Raw genomic sequence first — 15,056 nt, 5'->3', positions numbered from 1 at the left:
AGCATGCCCGCCAGCGGCGCCAAGACCGCGACGGGCCTATCGATATAGGAGACAGCAACATGGCAAGACTGGCTGGCAAGGTGGCCGTGGTCACGGGCGGTGGCTCGGGCTTCGGCGAAGGCATCGCCCATACGTTCGCGCGCGAAGGCGCCGCCGTGATGGTGGCCGACCTGAACCTGGAGGCGGCCGAGCGCGTCGCCGCCGCGATCCGCGAACAATATGGCGAGACCGGTGGCAACGCCCGCGCCGTCCGGGCCGACGTAGCCCAGGGCGACGACGTGGCCGCCATGCGCGACGCCACGCTGGCCGCCTTCGGCGACGTGCACATCGTGGTCAACAACGCCGGCACCACCCATCGCAACAAGCCGATCCTGGAGATCACCGAGGACGAGTTCGACCGCGTCTACGCGGTCAACGTCAAGAGCATCTACTGGTCGGCCCGGCACTTCATCCCCCACTTCCGCCAGCGCGGCGGCGGCAACTTCGTCAACGTGGCTTCCACCGCCGGCATCCGGCCCCGCCCGGGGCTGGTCTGGTACAACGGCAGCAAGGGCGCCGTCATCACGGCCAGCAAGGCCATGGCGGCCGAACTCGGCCCGGACAACATCCGCGTGAACTGCGTCAACCCGGTGATCGGGGCCACCGGCCTGCTCGAACAGTTCATGGGCCTGCCGGACACCCCCGAGAACCGCGCCAAATTCCTCGCCACGATCCCCATGGGGCGCATGTCCACCCCGCAGGACGTGGCCAATGCCTGCCTCTACCTCGCCTCGGACGAGGCGGCGTTCATCACCGGCACCTGTATCGAAGTGGACGGCGGGCGCTGCGTGTAGCGCCCGCCCCCTTCACAACCCGCGGCAACGTCTTATAAGAACCCAATGAGGAGACATTCATGACAACGACCGCAGTGAACCCCGGCGTGCGCGACGCCGGTTTCGAAGACGCCACCTACCGCAAGGTGAGCTGGCGCCTCGTGCCCTTTCTGTTGCTGTGCTACGTGGTGGCCTACCTGGACCGCGTGAACGTGGGCTTCGCCAAGCTCCAGATGCTCAACGACCTCAAGTTCAGCGAGACCATCTACGGGCTGGGTGCCGGCATCTTCTTCATCGGCTACTTCCTGTTCGAGGTCCCCAGCAACGTGATCCTGCATCGCGTGGGCGCGCGCATCTGGATCGCCCGGATCATGATCACCTGGGGCTTGATCTCGGCGTCGATGATGTTCGTGACCACGCCGACGATGTTCTACGTGCTGCGTTTCCTGCTTGGCGTGGCCGAAGCGGGATTCTTCCCCGGCATCATCCTGTACCTGACCTACTGGTACCCGGCGGAGCGGCGCGGGCGCACCACCACGTTTTTCATGACGGCTATCGCGCTCTCGGGCGTGATCGGCGGGCCGCTGTCCGGCTGGGTCATGCAGGCGTTCGATGGCCACAACGGCTGGTCCGGCTGGCAGTGGATGTTCCTGCTCGAAGGCATTCCGTCGATCCTGGTCGGCCTGTGGGTGCTCGCCTACCTCGATGACCGCATCCGCCACGCCAAGTGGCTGACCGAGGACGAGAAGGCGCTGCTCGAGCGCAATATCGCCAACGAGGAGCAGCACAAGGAAGACCCGCCGATCCGCAAGGTGCTGTCCAGCCCGCGCGTCTGGCTGATGAGCGCGATCTACTTCTGCTTCGTGATGGGCCTCTACGGCGTGAGTTTCTGGCTGCCGACGATCATCAAGCAGACCGGCGTGAAGGGCGCGCTGGACATCGGCCTGCTGACGGCGATTCCCTACGGCTGCGCCGTGATCGGCATGATCCTGGTGGCGTATAGCGCCGACAAGCGGGGCGAGCGGCGCTGGCATATCGCGCTGCCGGCGCTGGCCGGGGCGGTGGGGCTGGTGCTGTCGGTGCAGTGGCATGGCGACACCACGCTGGCCATGGTGGCGCTGACGCTGGCCACCATCGGCATCCTGACCACGCTGCCGCTGTTCTGGAGCCTGCCCACGGCCTTCCTGGCCGGCACGGGCGCAGCGGCTGGTATCGCGCTGATCAACTCGCTCGGCAACCTGGCCGGCTTTATCAGCCCCTACGCGGTGGGCTGGCTCAAGGACCTGACCCAGAGCACCGACTCGGGCATGTATCTGCTGGCGATCTGCCTGGTGGCGGGCGCGGCGCTGACGCTGTCGGTGCCGGCGACGATGGTGAATCGCAAGGCTGGCTGAGGTAGCCGATCGCTATCAAGGCAACACAAAGAAAAAGGGCCGGCGCTTGACGAAGCGCCGGCCTTTTTTTCTGACTACGTCAGATGCGTCAGGCGTCGCCCAGCATCTGAGCCACCGAGCCGGCAGCGTTGCCGGCCTTCTCGCCGATCAACTGGCGCAGCGTACGCAGCAGTTCATCCTCATTGAACGGCTTGCCCAGATAGACGTTCACGCCGATCTCGGCCGCGTAGCGGCGGTGCTTCTCGGCCGTACGTGACGTAATCATCACCACCGGCATGTGCGTGGTGCGGCTATCGGCGCGGACGTTGCGCGTGAGGTCGAAGCCGTCCATGTTCGGCATCTCGATATCCACGAGCATCGCGTCCGGCATCACCTCCTGCAACTGCCGCAGCGCGTCCACGCCATCGCGCGCCAGCACCACCTGGTAGCCCGCGCGCGTCAGCAGCCGCTGGCTGGCCTTGCGCACCGTCAGCGAATCGTCGACCACCATCACGGTAGGCTGCGTCATCAGGCCCGAGACCGGCCGGGCATCCCCTGCCCCGACGAACTCGGCCACCGCGCCGGTGTTGTCGGTCGATGCCAGAAGCGCCGTCGGCGTCACCTCGCCGCGCTCGCGCACGAACCGCTGCGCCAGCACCACCGGGTTGTAGATCAGCACGATCTCGCCATCGCCGAGCGTGGTGGCGCCGGCAATGCCTTCCAGACGCGCGAGGTGGGGGCCGATGTGCTTCACCACCACTTCGCGGTTGCCGATCACCTCGTCCACGTGCACCGCCACGCGGTCCGCGCCCGAGCGCACCACCACCACGGGCGAGTACTTCCGGCCCGAGGCGATCGCCGCGCTCTCTTCGAGCAGCGTGCCGAAATAGTAGAACGGCGCTTCCACACCGGCGCCCGGACCCGTCGTCGCGCCGAAGCGGCCGGCGTTGTAGGCTTCCAGCAGCGGCTTTTCGCGCAGCTGGTGGACCTGGTCGATCATGCCGCTCGGCATCGCATACAGGCGGCCGCCCAGCGAGACCAGCAGCACCTGCGTGATGGCCGTGGTCAGCGGCAGGTGCACCGTGAAGCTGGTGCCCCGGCCCGCCTCGGTGGAGAGCGTGATGCGCCCACCCAGCGCCACGGTTTCGGCCCGGACTACGTCCATGCCCACGCCGCGCCCGGCCAGCTCGGACACCTCGTCCGCCGTCGAGAAGCCCGGCGTGAAAATCATCTCGGTCAGGCGCGCGTCGCTGGCGTCTTCCTCGTGCGTCAGCAACTGACGGCTGATGGCCCGCTCGCGGATGCGCCCGAGGTCCAGCCCGCCGCCGTCGTCGAAGAAGGTCAGCACCACCTCGTTGCCTTCCTGCTGCACTTCCAGCGTCAGGGCACCCGTGGTGGACTTGCCCGCCGCGCGGCGCGCGTCCGCCGGCTCGATGCCGTGCACCACGGCGTTGCGGATCAAGTGCTCGATCGGGCCGGCCATGCGGTCCAGCACCGAGCGGTCGATCTCCACCGTGCCGCCCTTGATCAGCAGGCGCACTTCCTTGCCGGTTTCGGTGGCCGACTGGCGCGCCACGCGGTACAGCCGTTCGGCCAGTGCATCGAACTGCACCATGCGGGCCTGCATCAGCCCGCGTTGCAGGCCGCGCGTGAGCCGGGCCTGTGCGGCGAGGTCACCCGAGGCGCGGTCGAAGCCGCGCTGCAGGTTCTGCTCCACCGTGGCCACGTCGTTCACGGACTCGGCCATCATCCGCGTCAGTTCCTGGAACCGCGTGAAGCGGTCGAACTCGAGCGGATCGAAGTCCGGGCTCTGCTGCGTATCGGCAATCCGCGACGCCATCTGCGTCTCGGCCTGGATTTCGATCTCGCGCAACTGGGTGCGCAGACGCCCCACGTTGTCGTTCAGTTCGCCGAGGTAAGCGCGCAGCGCTTCCAGCTCGCTGTCCAGCCGGGCGCGCGTGGCGCCGACTTCGCCGGCGTCGTTGATCAGCGTGTCCAGCGCCCGGGCCTGCACGCGCACCAGCGCGCGCTGGCGGTCGGCCTCCGGGGCCTTGGTAGCAGTGGCCGGCAGTTGCGGAGCGGTCGTGGCCAGTGCGGTGCCCGGGGTGTCGGTCGATGCCGTGATGGCAGCCGGCGCATCGGCCGAGGCAGCGGGCACTGCGTCCGGCTCGACCAGCCCGTTCACCACATCGGCATCGTCCACCGGCAGCAGGCGGCCGTTCTGGAGCGCGTCCACGTGCGCGAGGATCCGGTCGTACCAGGCGTAGAGCTTGCCGAACAGGTCCGGCGTCACGCGCTGGCCGCGCACGCTGGCTTCCAGCAGCGTTTCCATTTCATGCGCGGCCTGCCCCAGCGCCATCGCGCCGGCCATGCGGGCGCTGCCCTTGAGCGTGTGCAGCGCGCGCAGCACCAGCCCGCCCTGCTGCGTCTCCTCGGGCGTGGCTTCCCAGGTGCGCACCAGCTTGCCGAGTTCGGGCAGGCTGCCGTGCGCCTCCTCCAGGAAGATGTCGACCAGATCGGCGTCCAGCGACGAGGCGTCGAGCGATTCGTCCGACTGCGGCACCTCCGGCGACTGCGCGGAGACATGGGCGACAGCCACCTGCTCATGACGCGGCGCCGTCGGCATGGCGATGACCACGGCGTCGTGCATCGGAGTGACCGGGCTGATGGGCGTTAGCGTCGGCGGGGCCACCGGCGGCAGCGAGGTGATCGGCGTCAGCTTGGCCGGCGCATCGGTCACGGCCGGCAGTGCCGGGGTCGGCGCGGCCGGCTCGCTAACGGGCGGCAGCGGCGACAGCGGCGTGGCCTGCAGGATCTGGGTATTGCCGAATAGCTGCGCGACCGAGCCTTCCTGGTCCGCCTGCGCCTGCTCGCCCGTCACGGTGGCGCGCGGGCGCATCAGCGCGCGTTCGCCGAAATCGTTCAGGTCACGGCACAGCGCCGGGTCGGCATCGGGCCAGACCCCGGCGGCGAACTGGTGCAGCATCGCGCGCAGCCGCTCCACGGCCTGCTCGAGCAGGCGGAAGTCGCCCGGATGCATCACCACGGGGTGGCGGCCCAGCAGCAACAGCAGTTGTTCGAGGGCCTCGGCGATGTCCCGCACCGGCTCCAGCCCCACCGTGGAGGCACTGCCCTGCAGCGTATGCGCCACGCGCAGCGCCAGCTCGCTCGGGCACGGATGGTTCTCGTGCTTCCACTCGGACAGGTCGGTGGCGAACTGGCGCACCAGATCGTCGGCCTCCTGCAGGTAGACGTTGTAGAGCGCCAGCCCGATGCGCACCGGGCCAATCACCTTGTAGTGGTCGTCGTCGCTGGCCAGCCCGCCCGAGAGGCGGAACGGCAGCACATTGCTGTCCTCGGCCTCGGCCGCCGGCTGCTCAGGGGCGACCGGCTGCGCCGGGGCGGCCTGCCCGGGCGCGTTGGCCTGGGCGTGGGCCAGCAGGGCATCGAGCGAATCGATGGCATCTTCCGGCGCCGCGGCGGGCGCATCGGCAGACAGATCGGCCTGACCGGGCTCGCGCACGGCCTGGGCTTCCGCCACAAGCGCGGCGATGTCGCGCTGGGTGCCGGCGTCGGCCTGCAGGGCGACGGCCCATTCGCGCAGCAGATCGTGCGCGTGGTGCAGCAGCGCCAGCAGCGCGGGCATCGGCTCGCGTGCCTCGGCAATCCACAGGTTCATCACCTGTTCGATAGCCCACGCGGCCTCGCCGTAGCGGTTCAGGCCGACCATGCGGCTGGAACCCTTGAGCGTGTGGAAGGCGCGGCGTGTGCGGCTCAGCACGTCGGCGTCGCGCAGCGCGTCGAGCCCGCCGGGCAAGTCGGCGGCGATGTTGCCGAGCACTTCCTCGGCTTCGGACAGGAAGATCTCGAGCAGTTCGGCGTCGACCCCGGCGGCGTCGCTCGGCATCGGGGCGGACGGCGCGGCGGACGAGGCCAGCCCGGCGGCGGGCATCGGGTCGGCCAGCGCCACGATCATGCGTTCGGCGGCGGAGTCGCTGCCGGCCAGCCACGCGTGCAGCTGCGTGGTGGCGTCGGTGACCTGGCGGCGCAGCGCGGCATCGTCGTCGATGGCGGCCTGGTCGCTCACAGCCTGCAAGGCGGCGCGCAGGCGCTGGATCTCGGGCGAATCGGCGCCGGCGGCTACGCGGATGGCGTCCATCGCGGCGTGGCGCGCGGCAGCCAGCGCGGTGGCGGGCACCTCGTCGTTCCGGCGCGGCGCGAGCGCGTCGTCGTCGGTGGCATCGGCCTGACGGCGGCCGAATTCGAGGATGTCGGCAAAGGCATGCACCGCGCCGAGTTCGGCGGCAATCTCGGACAACTGGGCCACGCGGGCCGGCTGGGTGTCGATGCCACGCAGCACGTCCAGCCGCGCCAGCACGGCGCGCGTGGCGGCCAGTGCGGCGGTGGCGGCTTCGTCGATGCCTTCCGGCATCGCGGCGCTACCGATCAAACGCTCCAGCGTGGCCAGCAGCCCGCCAAACGCCTGCGCGGCATCGCCGAGCGTGTTGACGGCATCGGGCTTGGCCGCGTTGCGATCGAAGGTATCGAGCCAGGACTCGCCGCTGTCGAGCTGGGCGCGCAGCCGGGTCACGGCCTCGGCGCGCAGCGCCTGGGCGTTGGCGGTCTCGACCATCGTGGCGAGCCAGTCAGGCGCGGTGGCGGCGGGGTCGGCCAGGCAGGCGGCGAGCTGGTCGCAGCGGGCGGCGAATTCGGCGGCGGACGCATGGCCGGACTGGCCATGCACGCGCCACGGCATGGCCAGCGCGCGCGCGAGGAACAGCGCTACGCCGGTTGGCCCCAGGGCGGCCCCGGTCTCGCCGGGCACGTTGCGCTGCCCGGCATGGGCAGCGGAATGGGCAACAGCGGCGCTCAGGCAGTGCTGGAGCGCGGGCTGGGCCAGCGGCTGCGCGGCCTCGGCCAGCGAAGCCAGCGCGAGTTCCCATCCGGCCTGATCGTCGGCAGCCGCGCGCTCGATCGCGGCGGCGGCGTTCTGGAGGTTGCGCGTGTCGATCGGATCGAGCCAGCCGTAGTAGCGCCGGCGATAGTCGGCACGCGCCACGGCGTGGGCCGGATCGACGCGGAAAGCCTGCAGGCCGCGCGCGATGTCGGCGCGCAGCACCTGCACGGCGGCCTGTACCGCCGGCGGCGTGGTGTCCTCAGGGCCATCGGGCGTCAGGCCGGTGCTGACCAGCAGGAACACGGCATCGTTGAGCAGCGCCTGCGGCACGCGCACCTGCCCTTGCAGGTACTGGCGCAGCAGCAGGTGGGCGCGCGCGGCGAAGCGCTTGGCGAGCAGGTCGGACGGCAGCAGCCCGTGCGCCAGCGCGCGGAACACCATCGACAGCGTCAGCCAGATGCCCCGGTCCGGGGTATCGGTGGTGCGGCGCGCGTTCTGTTCGTGGTTCCGAACATCGTCCAGCGCCGTTTGCAGCGGCAGGTAGGCTTCGCGCAGCAGCGCGCCGTCCGTGCAGGGCGTGGGCAGGCGCAGCGCCTTGAGCAGCGCGGCCTCGAAGCGCTGGCGCGCGCGCGTGACCGACGACGTGGAGCGCGTGGGCAGCACGATGCCGGGCAGCATCTGCAATTCCTCCAGCCACAGGTCGGCCGGATGGACGCGCTCCTCCTTCATCAGGACAAGGGCGTCGGCGTAGGGCTGGAACAGGCGCAGCGGGTCCTCGGGATCGCCGGCCATCAGGTCATCGACATACTCGGCCAGCGCCTGCACGCCGCGCCGGAACACGCCGAGCGTCTCCGGGCTGGCGGCGACGGTACCGGCGTCGATGGCTTCCAGCAGGCGGCGCATGGCCTGGCAGTGCGCATCCACGCCACGCAGGCCGACGATGTGTACCGCCCCGGCAGCCTGGTGCAGCTGCTGGCCGGCCAGGCGCAGCGACGTGGTGTCGCGCGCGCCCAGCGCCTCGGGGGCCTGCTGGATCTCGTCCACATAGTGGCCAAGCTCGGCGGCGGCATCGTCCAGCGCGGTACGCAGGCTCGGCGCGAGCCAGGCCAGCACCGACAGGTCGCGCTGCGGCACGGCGGCCGGCGTGGCGGCCTCGCCCTGCACCGGCGGTTGCGGCGCGGCCGGGTCAGCCACGTCGCTCGATACGGAAAAATTCAATGACATGACACAATCCGTTGCGCCCGCGCGCGGGCCTCGATGCAGGTTTTATGCAAGTCAGGCGATCTTGAACCGCGACACCGAGTTACGCAGTTCTTCGGTCAGTGCCGTCAGCTGGCGCACCGAGGTGGCGGTCTGGCGCGTACCGGACGTGGTCTGGGCGGTCACCTGGAGAATGCCGTCGATGTGGCGCGCCACGTTGGTGGCCAGCCCGGCCTCGTGCGAGGTGGTCTGCGAGATCTGTTCGATCAGCTCGGCCAGCTGGCGCGACACCCGGCCGATCTCGACCAGTGCGGCACCGGCGTTATCGGACAGCCGCGCCCCTTCCACCACGCCCTGCGTGCTGCGCTCCATGGCGTGCACGGCGTCCTGGGTATCGGTCTGAATCGTGCGGATCAGCGCGCCGATCTGCTTGGTGGCCTCGCCGGAACGTTCGGCCAGACGCTGCACTTCTTCCGCCACCACCGAGAAGCCGCGGCCTGCCTCGCCGGCCGAAGCCGCCTGGATGGCGGCGTTCAGTGCCAGCACGTTGGTCTGTTCGGTAATGTCCGAGATCAGTTCGACGATTTCGCCAATCTCCTGCGACGACTCGCCCAGACGCTTGATCCGCTTCGACGTTTCCTGAATCTGGTCGCGGATGCCGTTCATGCCGGTAATCGCGTTTTCCACAGCCTGCTGGCCCTGCTCCGCAGCGGCCAGCGAGGCGCGGGCCACGTTGGCGGACTCCGCCGCGCCGCGCGACACCTGCGTGATGCGGTCTGCCATCTCCACCACCGACTCGCCGGTCTGGCGGATCTGGCGCGATTGCTCTTCGGTCGTGGCGGCGAGTTGCACCGAGGTTTCCTGCACCTGGCTCGAGGCCTGCTGCACGTCCACGGCGGTCTGCTGCACCCGGCCGACCAGTTCCTTCAGTTCTTCCACGGTGTAGTTCACCGAGTCGGCGATGGCGCCGGTGATGTCCTCGGTCACGGTGGCCTGACGCGTCAAGTCACCGTCAGCGATGTCCTGCAGCTCGTTCATCAGCTGCAGAATGGCCTTCTGGGTGGCGTCGTTGTTACGCTTTTCGTCGAGGCGGCGGGCTTCGGCCTCGCGTTCGCGCGCCTCGGCTTCCAGCGCCCGGACGCGCGAGTCGCGCAGGTAGAGCGCGGCCAGCCCGGCCAGGAAGATCAGCGTGGACAGCGCGGACACGATGGTCGCCCCGAGGGTCCAGGGGCGGTAGCGGGCGCCGTCCGAGTAGGCGGTCTGGAGCGTGGACAGCTCGCCGCGCAGGGCCTCGTTGTCGTTGAAGATCTGCTGCTGGGCGCGCTTGGCGGCGATCAGGCCCGGCAGGTTCTGGAGAATCGTCTGCGTGGTCTTCTGCACGGCCTCGAAGCGCTGCGAGAGCTGCTGGAGGTAGCTGCGCGTCTCGGCGTCGGTGGAGGCGGTCAGGCGCAGGGCGTCCGAGCCGTTCATCAGGCCGTCCAGCGTTTCGCGGAAGGTGTTGGTGTCCTTGCCGAGCAGGAACGCGGTTTCGGGGTTGACGCCTTCGCCGGAGAGGAACTCGTTCAGGTTCTTACCCAGGCGCTGGGTCAGCATCACGAGCTGCGCGGAGGCGGCCACCTCGCGGGCGTTGGAGCCGGCCTGGAGCTTGATCGCGGCCACCTGTTCGGCGGCCTCGAGCAGTTCGGGGTTCGAGGCGTTGAAGATCTGGAGCGTCTGGCCGATGGTGGTCAGAATCGGCTGCTGGGCCAGCACGTCGCCGGCGCTCTTCTCGGAGCGCTTCCACGAGTTCATGGCGGTCTCGAGCAGCGGAATCGCCGTGCCCGTGGTGGCGCTGACGTGCTTCTCGTCGCTGCCGTTCTGGAGCGCCAGCAGGTCGGCCGTGAGCTGTTCCTTGGACTGGCGCAGCTGCGTGAAGGCCTGTGCGTTCCCCAGCAGTGCCACCGGCACCGCCTTACCCAGACGCTGCGAGTGCATCAGCATGTTACCGGCGATTTCGATCTGCGCCGCGCCGTTGGTGGCCTGGCGGTTATCGAGATACACCGAGGCCAGCAGTGCCACCAGCGACACCACCACGCCCACCGTCAGCGTACGCTGCTGCGACGCGAACGGCATGCGCGACAGCCAGCCGGACAGTTGCTCCACCGGGGTACGGCCCAGGCCGCCCTTGTCAGCGCCAGCGCTGCCCTTGGCGAACACCGACCGGCGCGGCGCCACGGCTTCGGCGGCGGCTCCCGCGGCAGCCGTCCGGCGTCCCAGGCTCATCTTCTTGATACCCATAGCAACCCTCTGTCCGTTTGTTTTTTGATTCGTTGGTACTGCGTCTTGATGTTCGGCTATCGACTGTCAGCTATCGGCTTTCGACCATCGGCTCAGGCCACCACGCGGCCCACCTGGAGGAACGCCGGGGCGTCCAGCAGCTGGCGAATGTCCAGCACCTGCCAGTCGCGCCCGTCGCGGTCCGCGAAGCGCGGGCCGTGCCATTCGGCGGCGAGATCCGCGTGCCCCGCCGGGGCGTCGCCGTGCGGCAGCGAGAGGTCGCCGGCATGGCGCAGCCCCACCACCCGCGTGGCGATGATCCCGCACGCGCGCTCCACGTGGCGCGACAGCACCACGATCTTGCTGCCCGGCTGCACGGGCGTGTGCCCCTCGCCGCAGAACAGGCCGAAATCGATCACCCCGAGCAGGTTGCCCCGCGCGTTGACCAGTCCGCGGTACCACGGCTGGGTCAGCGGCACGCCGGCCGGCTGGCGCATCTCCAGCACCTCGCCGGTATCGGGCAGCGGCAGCAGCCAGTGGCGCTGGCCCACCAGCACGCCGAGGTAGCTGTCCACGGCGGGCAGGTTGCGCGCGTCGCGCAGGCGACGGGCCAGCATGGCCTGATAGTCCTGCAAGCGGGTCTGGCGGGCACGGATGTCTTGGCGCGGCGCGTTCATGGTCGGCATACCGGTGGATAAGAGACCGCCTGGCAGATGGCGGACACAGCGTCACCCCTGCCCGCGTCGCAGCGGGCGGCGTGACGGCAAACCCCGGGCCCCATCGGCCCGGCAGGCAGTTCGGTGCGGCTCAGTGCGCCAGCGCGGCGATCTTCGACAGCAGCTCGTCGCTGTCCACCGGCTTGACGATGTAGTCCGATGCGCCCTGGCGCATCCCCCAGATGCGGTCCGTGTCGAGGCCCTTGCTGGTGCACATGATCACGGGAATGTCCTTGAAGCGGTCGTCGCGCTTGATGGCGCGGGTGGTCTGGTAGCCGTTCTGGCCGGGCATGACCACATCCATCAGGATCAGGTCGAAGGCTTCCGCCTCGAGCCGGGCCATGGCCTGGTCGCTGTTGCCGGCCACCGAGACCTTGAAACCCTTCTTGCCGAGCAAGTCGGACATGAACAGCGCTTCGGTGGGGGAATCGTCGACGATAAGGATTTTGCTGATGGTCATTGGTGTGTTTCCTGGATGCTTTTGCGTGGCGGCGTTCAGGGTCAGGCCGCCACGACCGCACCCTCTTCCTGCGCACAGCCGCCAAGGCAGGTCTCTACGGCCTGCATCAGGGCTTCACGGGAAAAGGGCTTGGCGAGATGGTCGTGCGCGCCGACGAGCTTGCCGCGCGAACGGTCGAACACGCCGTCGCGGGACGACAGCATGATCACCGGGATCGCGTGGAACCTCGGGCTTTTCTTGATCAGGGAACAGGTTTGGTAGCCGTCCAGCCGGGGCATCAGGATGTCGCAGAAGATGACGTCCGGGTGCATGTCGCCGACCTTGGCGAGCGCCTCGAAGCCATCCTCGGCGAGCATGACCTGATAGCCTGCCTGCGACAGGAAGATCTCCGCCGTCCGGCGGATGGTGCTGGAATCGTCGATCACAAGGATCTTGCGGCGCAATGCCGCGGCTGCCTTGACGGCACCGGCGTCGCCGGTGTTGACCCCATCGACGGACGTGTTTTCTTCTGTTTGAGCGACCCGCATACTGTTCCCGCGACCAGCTGCCCGCACGAATGCAGGCGCCGGTATTCACTTGAGAACACCCGCACGGCAGCGCTTGGCGCGCCGGCGGCCCCCGATTTCCAAATTCCCAATCAAAAAAAGCCCGGTCAATCCGACCGGCGCCGGCGGCGCGACCCGTGCGTCCGCCCGACGTATTGCTGTGTTATTGCTCTGATAGTGCTAGTTTTGCCGCAAAGTGTGACGACTCGCGGTGGGGCCGTCAATCCGGTTCGTCCGGCGCGGCCCGCCGATCTGTCGCTTTGGCGCGACGCGTCGGGGTTTTCGGGGTGGATGACGGCCAGGCGTCAGATCGCCACCATCTCGAAGTCTTCCTTGCGCGCGCCGCACTCCGGACAGGTCCAGTTGATCGGCACGTCTTCCCATTTGGTGCCCGGCGCGATGCCGTCTTCCGGCGAACCGGTGGCCTCGTCGTAGATCCAACCGCAGATCAGGCACATCCAAGTCTTGTATTCCATATGCAGGCTCTTGCCACTCTCCATTAAAATTCCAGCGCAGATGGTACATAAACCGCGCCGCCGGCGCCACCCATGGGGCGGCGCAATCCTGCCAATATCGTCGCGTTTGCGCATGTTAGCGTGCAGATGCCGTTCAAACGGCGCGTATTTCGCCCAGATTGCCTGCTTTTCCGGCATCTGACCGCTAGCCGCCCGGCTCCGGCCCCCGGCAAGCCCATTTTCATCCTGTATCGGATTACAACTCCTGCCATGTCCCGTAACCAGCAGCTTTTCGACCGCGCCCAGCAGACCATTCCCGGTGGCGTGAACTCGCCCGTGCGCGCCTTCCGCTCCGTGGGCGGCACGCCGCGCTTCATCACCCGCGCCGAGGGCGCCTATATGTGGGATGCGGACGGCCAGCGCTATATCGACTACATCGGCTCCTGGGGGCCGATGATCCTCGGCCACGCCCACCCGGCCGTGGTCAAGGCCGTGCAGGACACCGCCGCCGGAAGCTTCTCCTTCGGCGCGCCCACCGAGGGCGAGATCGAGATGGCCGAGGAAATCTGCAAGCTGGTGCCGTCGATCGAGCAGGTGCGGCTGGTGTCGTCCGGCACGGAGGCCACCATGAGCGCGCTGCGGCTGGCGCGCGGCTTCACCGGGCGCGACCTGATCATCAAGTTCGAGGGCTGCTACCACGGCCACGCGGACAGCCTGCTGGTCAAGGCCGGCTCGGGCCTGCTGACCTTCGCGGACACCACCCAGAACGCGCCGTCCTCGGCCGGCGTGCCCGCCGACGTGACGCGCCACACCATGGTGCTCGAGTACAACAACGTCACCCAGCTCGAGGAAGCCTTCGCGCGCCACAAGGGCGAGATCGCCGCCGTGATCGTGGAGCCGATAGCCGGCAACATGAACCTGGTGCGCGCCACGGCCGCTTTCCTCCAGTCCATGCGCAACCTGTGCAGCGAGCACGGCGCCGTGCTGATCTTCGACGAAGTGATGACCGGCTTCCGCGTGGCGCTGGGCGGCGCGCAGGCCCACTACGGCATCAAACCGGACATGACCTGCCTGGGCAAGGTGATTGGCGGCGGCATGCCGGCGGCAGCGTTCGGCGGCCGGCGCGACATCATGGCCAAGCTGGCGCCGCTGGGCGGTGTCTATCAGGCCGGCACGCTGTCCGGCAACCCGCTGGCCGTGGCCGCCGGCCTGACCACGCTGAAGCTGATCCAGGCGCCGGGCTTCCACGACCAGCTGGCCGCGCAGACGCGCAAGCTGACTGATGGCCTGACCGCCGCTGCCCGTGCCGCCAACGTGCCGTTCGCCGCGGACGCCATCGGCGGCATGTTCGGCCTCTATTTCACCCAGACGGTGCCGACCAGCTTCGCCGAGGTAACCAAGGCCGACGTCGGGCGCTTCAACCGCTTCTTCCACGCCATGCTTAACGAGGGCGTGTACCTGGCGCCATCGGCGTTCGAAGCCGGCTTTGTCTCGGCCAAGCACGACGACGCGATCATCGCCACTACCGTGGAAGCGGCCGCCCGCGCCTTCCAGGCCGGCTAAGCGGCTGTCGAGTGACCCAAGAGGCGCGCCCGGCGCGCCTCGCTCTCCCCTTACTCTTCCTTCACACTCAGGGCGGCGCCCCAATGCCGTGCGCTACACTTGGATTTTGCCGATCCCGGCCATTCCAGGAGTCATCGATGCGCGCTGCCCTCCCATCCCTGTTCGTCCTGCCCTCGCCCGCCGCCCTTGGCCGCTGGCTCGCCATGGCCCTGCTGGCCAGCCTGCTCAGCGCCTGCGGCTACAACGATTTCCAGTCGAAGGACGAGGCCGTCAAGGCGGCATGGGGCGAAGTCGTCAACCAGTACCAGCGCCGCGCGGACCTGATCCCGAACCTGGTCGCCACGGTCAAGGGCTACGCCAGCCATGAGCGCGAGACGCTCGAGGCAGTGACCAAGGCCCGCGCCCAGGCCACCAGCATTCAGGTGACGCCGGAGACACTCAACGATCCCGAGGCCTTCGCCCGCTTCCAGCAGGCACAGGGGCAGCTGACCAGCGCGCTGTCGCGCCTGCTGGCGATCTCCGAGAACTATCCCCAACTGAAGGCCGACGCCGCGTTCCGCGACCTGCAATCGCAGCTCGAAGGCACCGAGAACCGCATCACCGTGGCGCGGCAGCGCTATATCGCGGCGGTGCAGTCGTACAACGTCCTGGCGCGCAGCTTCCCGACCAATCTCACGGCCAAGGTGTTCGGCTACCCGGTCAAGCCGTCGTTCACGGTGGAGAACGAGAAGGCCATCTCCACGCCGCCGGCCGTCAAGTTCTGACGCGGCGCATCGCCA

10 protein-coding genes are annotated in these 15,056 nt (G+C 68.8%); 4 read left to right on the top strand and 6 right to left on the bottom strand.

Annotation, left to right across the window (positions count from 1 at the left end; genetic code table 11):
* Positions 1–59 precede the first annotated feature (59 nt).
* Together AC1DP9_RS22295 and AC1DP9_RS22290 are read left to right on the top strand one after the other, a co-directional pair.
* Positions 60–833 (top strand): SDR family oxidoreductase, encoded by a 774-nt coding sequence (locus AC1DP9_RS22295; protein ID WP_477108525.1) that lies wholly within the window; start codon positions 60–62, stop codon positions 831–833.
* Positions 834–892: 59 nt separating this feature from the next.
* The gene (locus tag AC1DP9_RS22290; RefSeq protein WP_477108524.1) at positions 893–2,206 is read left to right on the top strand and encodes an MFS transporter; all 1,314 of its coding nucleotides are present in this window, start codon (positions 893–895) and stop codon (positions 2,204–2,206) included.
* Positions 2,207–2,294: 88 nt separating this feature from the next.
* Here the strand turns inward: AC1DP9_RS22290 and AC1DP9_RS22285 are convergent, their stop codons facing one another.
* The 6 genes from AC1DP9_RS22285 to AC1DP9_RS22260 all read right to left on the bottom strand — a co-directional run bounded on the left by AC1DP9_RS22285 (position 2,295) and on the right by AC1DP9_RS22260 (position 12,735).
* Positions 2,295–8,306: a hybrid sensor histidine kinase/response regulator gene (locus AC1DP9_RS22285; RefSeq protein ID WP_477108523.1), complete on the bottom strand. Its 6,012-nt coding sequence runs from the start codon at positions 8,304–8,306 to the stop codon at positions 2,295–2,297.
* Positions 8,307–8,357: 51 nt separating this feature from the next.
* Positions 8,358–10,559: a methyl-accepting chemotaxis protein gene (locus AC1DP9_RS22280; RefSeq protein WP_477108522.1), complete on the bottom strand. Its 2,202-nt coding sequence runs from the start codon at positions 10,557–10,559 to the stop codon at positions 8,358–8,360.
* Between the two features lie 92 nt (positions 10,560–10,651).
* Complete coding sequence (locus AC1DP9_RS22275) at positions 10,652–11,215, bottom strand: chemotaxis protein CheW (protein ID WP_092298465.1); 564 nt, start codon at positions 11,213–11,215, stop codon at positions 10,652–10,654.
* Between the two features lie 130 nt (positions 11,216–11,345).
* Positions 11,346–11,714, bottom strand: a complete 369-nt coding sequence (locus AC1DP9_RS22270) for a response regulator (RefSeq protein WP_092298297.1) — start codon at positions 11,712–11,714, stop codon at positions 11,346–11,348.
* Positions 11,715–11,755: 41 nt separating this feature from the next.
* Positions 11,756–12,241, bottom strand: a complete 486-nt coding sequence (locus AC1DP9_RS22265) for a response regulator (RefSeq protein ID WP_092298294.1) — start codon at positions 12,239–12,241, stop codon at positions 11,756–11,758.
* A 323-nt stretch (positions 12,242–12,564) separates the two neighbouring features.
* The gene (locus AC1DP9_RS22260) at positions 12,565–12,735 is read right to left on the bottom strand and encodes a rubredoxin (protein ID WP_092298462.1); all 171 of its coding nucleotides are present in this window, start codon (positions 12,733–12,735) and stop codon (positions 12,565–12,567) included.
* A gap of 249 nt (positions 12,736–12,984) precedes the next feature.
* Between AC1DP9_RS22260 and hemL the strand changes: the two genes are divergently transcribed.
* A complete protein-coding gene (gene hemL / locus AC1DP9_RS22255; RefSeq protein ID WP_092298291.1) occupies positions 12,985–14,277 on the top strand; it encodes a glutamate-1-semialdehyde 2,1-aminomutase in 1,293 nt (430 codons plus the stop codon).
* 137 nt (positions 14,278–14,414) lie between these two features.
* Positions 14,415–15,041: a LemA family protein gene (locus tag AC1DP9_RS22250; RefSeq protein WP_092298288.1), complete on the top strand. Its 627-nt coding sequence runs from the start codon at positions 14,415–14,417 to the stop codon at positions 15,039–15,041.
* Positions 15,042–15,056: the final 15 nt, after the last annotated feature.

The organism is Cupriavidus sp. 01L43 (assembly GCF_056399925.1).
Note: the sequence above shows the minus strand (reverse complement) of the source record. Positions and strands in the feature narration are given on the sequence as shown.

What these genes read in the sequence shown, in the direction of transcription:
- AC1DP9_RS22285 (WP_477108523.1), bottom strand. Translation starts at nt 8,306, where the DNA reads ATGTCATTGAATTTTTCCGTATCGAGCGACGTGGCTGACCCGGCCGCG.
- AC1DP9_RS22275 (WP_092298465.1), bottom strand. Translation starts at nt 11,215, where the DNA reads ATGAACGCGCCGCGCCAAGACATCCGTGCCCGCCAGACCCGCTTGCAG.
- AC1DP9_RS22250 (WP_092298288.1), top strand. Translation starts at nt 14,415, where the DNA reads ATGCGCGCTGCCCTCCCATCCCTGTTCGTCCTGCCCTCGCCCGCCGCC.
- AC1DP9_RS22295 (WP_477108525.1), top strand. Translation starts at nt 60, where the DNA reads ATGGCAAGACTGGCTGGCAAGGTGGCCGTGGTCACGGGCGGTGGCTCG.
- AC1DP9_RS22260 (WP_092298462.1), bottom strand. Translation starts at nt 12,735, where the DNA reads ATGGAATACAAGACTTGGATGTGCCTGATCTGCGGTTGGATCTACGAC.
- hemL (WP_092298291.1), top strand. Translation starts at nt 12,985, where the DNA reads ATGTCCCGTAACCAGCAGCTTTTCGACCGCGCCCAGCAGACCATTCCC.
- AC1DP9_RS22290 (WP_477108524.1), top strand. Translation starts at nt 893, where the DNA reads ATGACAACGACCGCAGTGAACCCCGGCGTGCGCGACGCCGGTTTCGAA.
- AC1DP9_RS22280 (WP_477108522.1), bottom strand. Translation starts at nt 10,559, where the DNA reads ATGGGTATCAAGAAGATGAGCCTGGGACGCCGGACGGCTGCCGCGGGA.
- AC1DP9_RS22265 (WP_092298294.1), bottom strand. Translation starts at nt 12,241, where the DNA reads ATGCGGGTCGCTCAAACAGAAGAAAACACGTCCGTCGATGGGGTCAAC.
- AC1DP9_RS22270 (WP_092298297.1), bottom strand. Translation starts at nt 11,714, where the DNA reads ATGACCATCAGCAAAATCCTTATCGTCGACGATTCCCCCACCGAAGCG.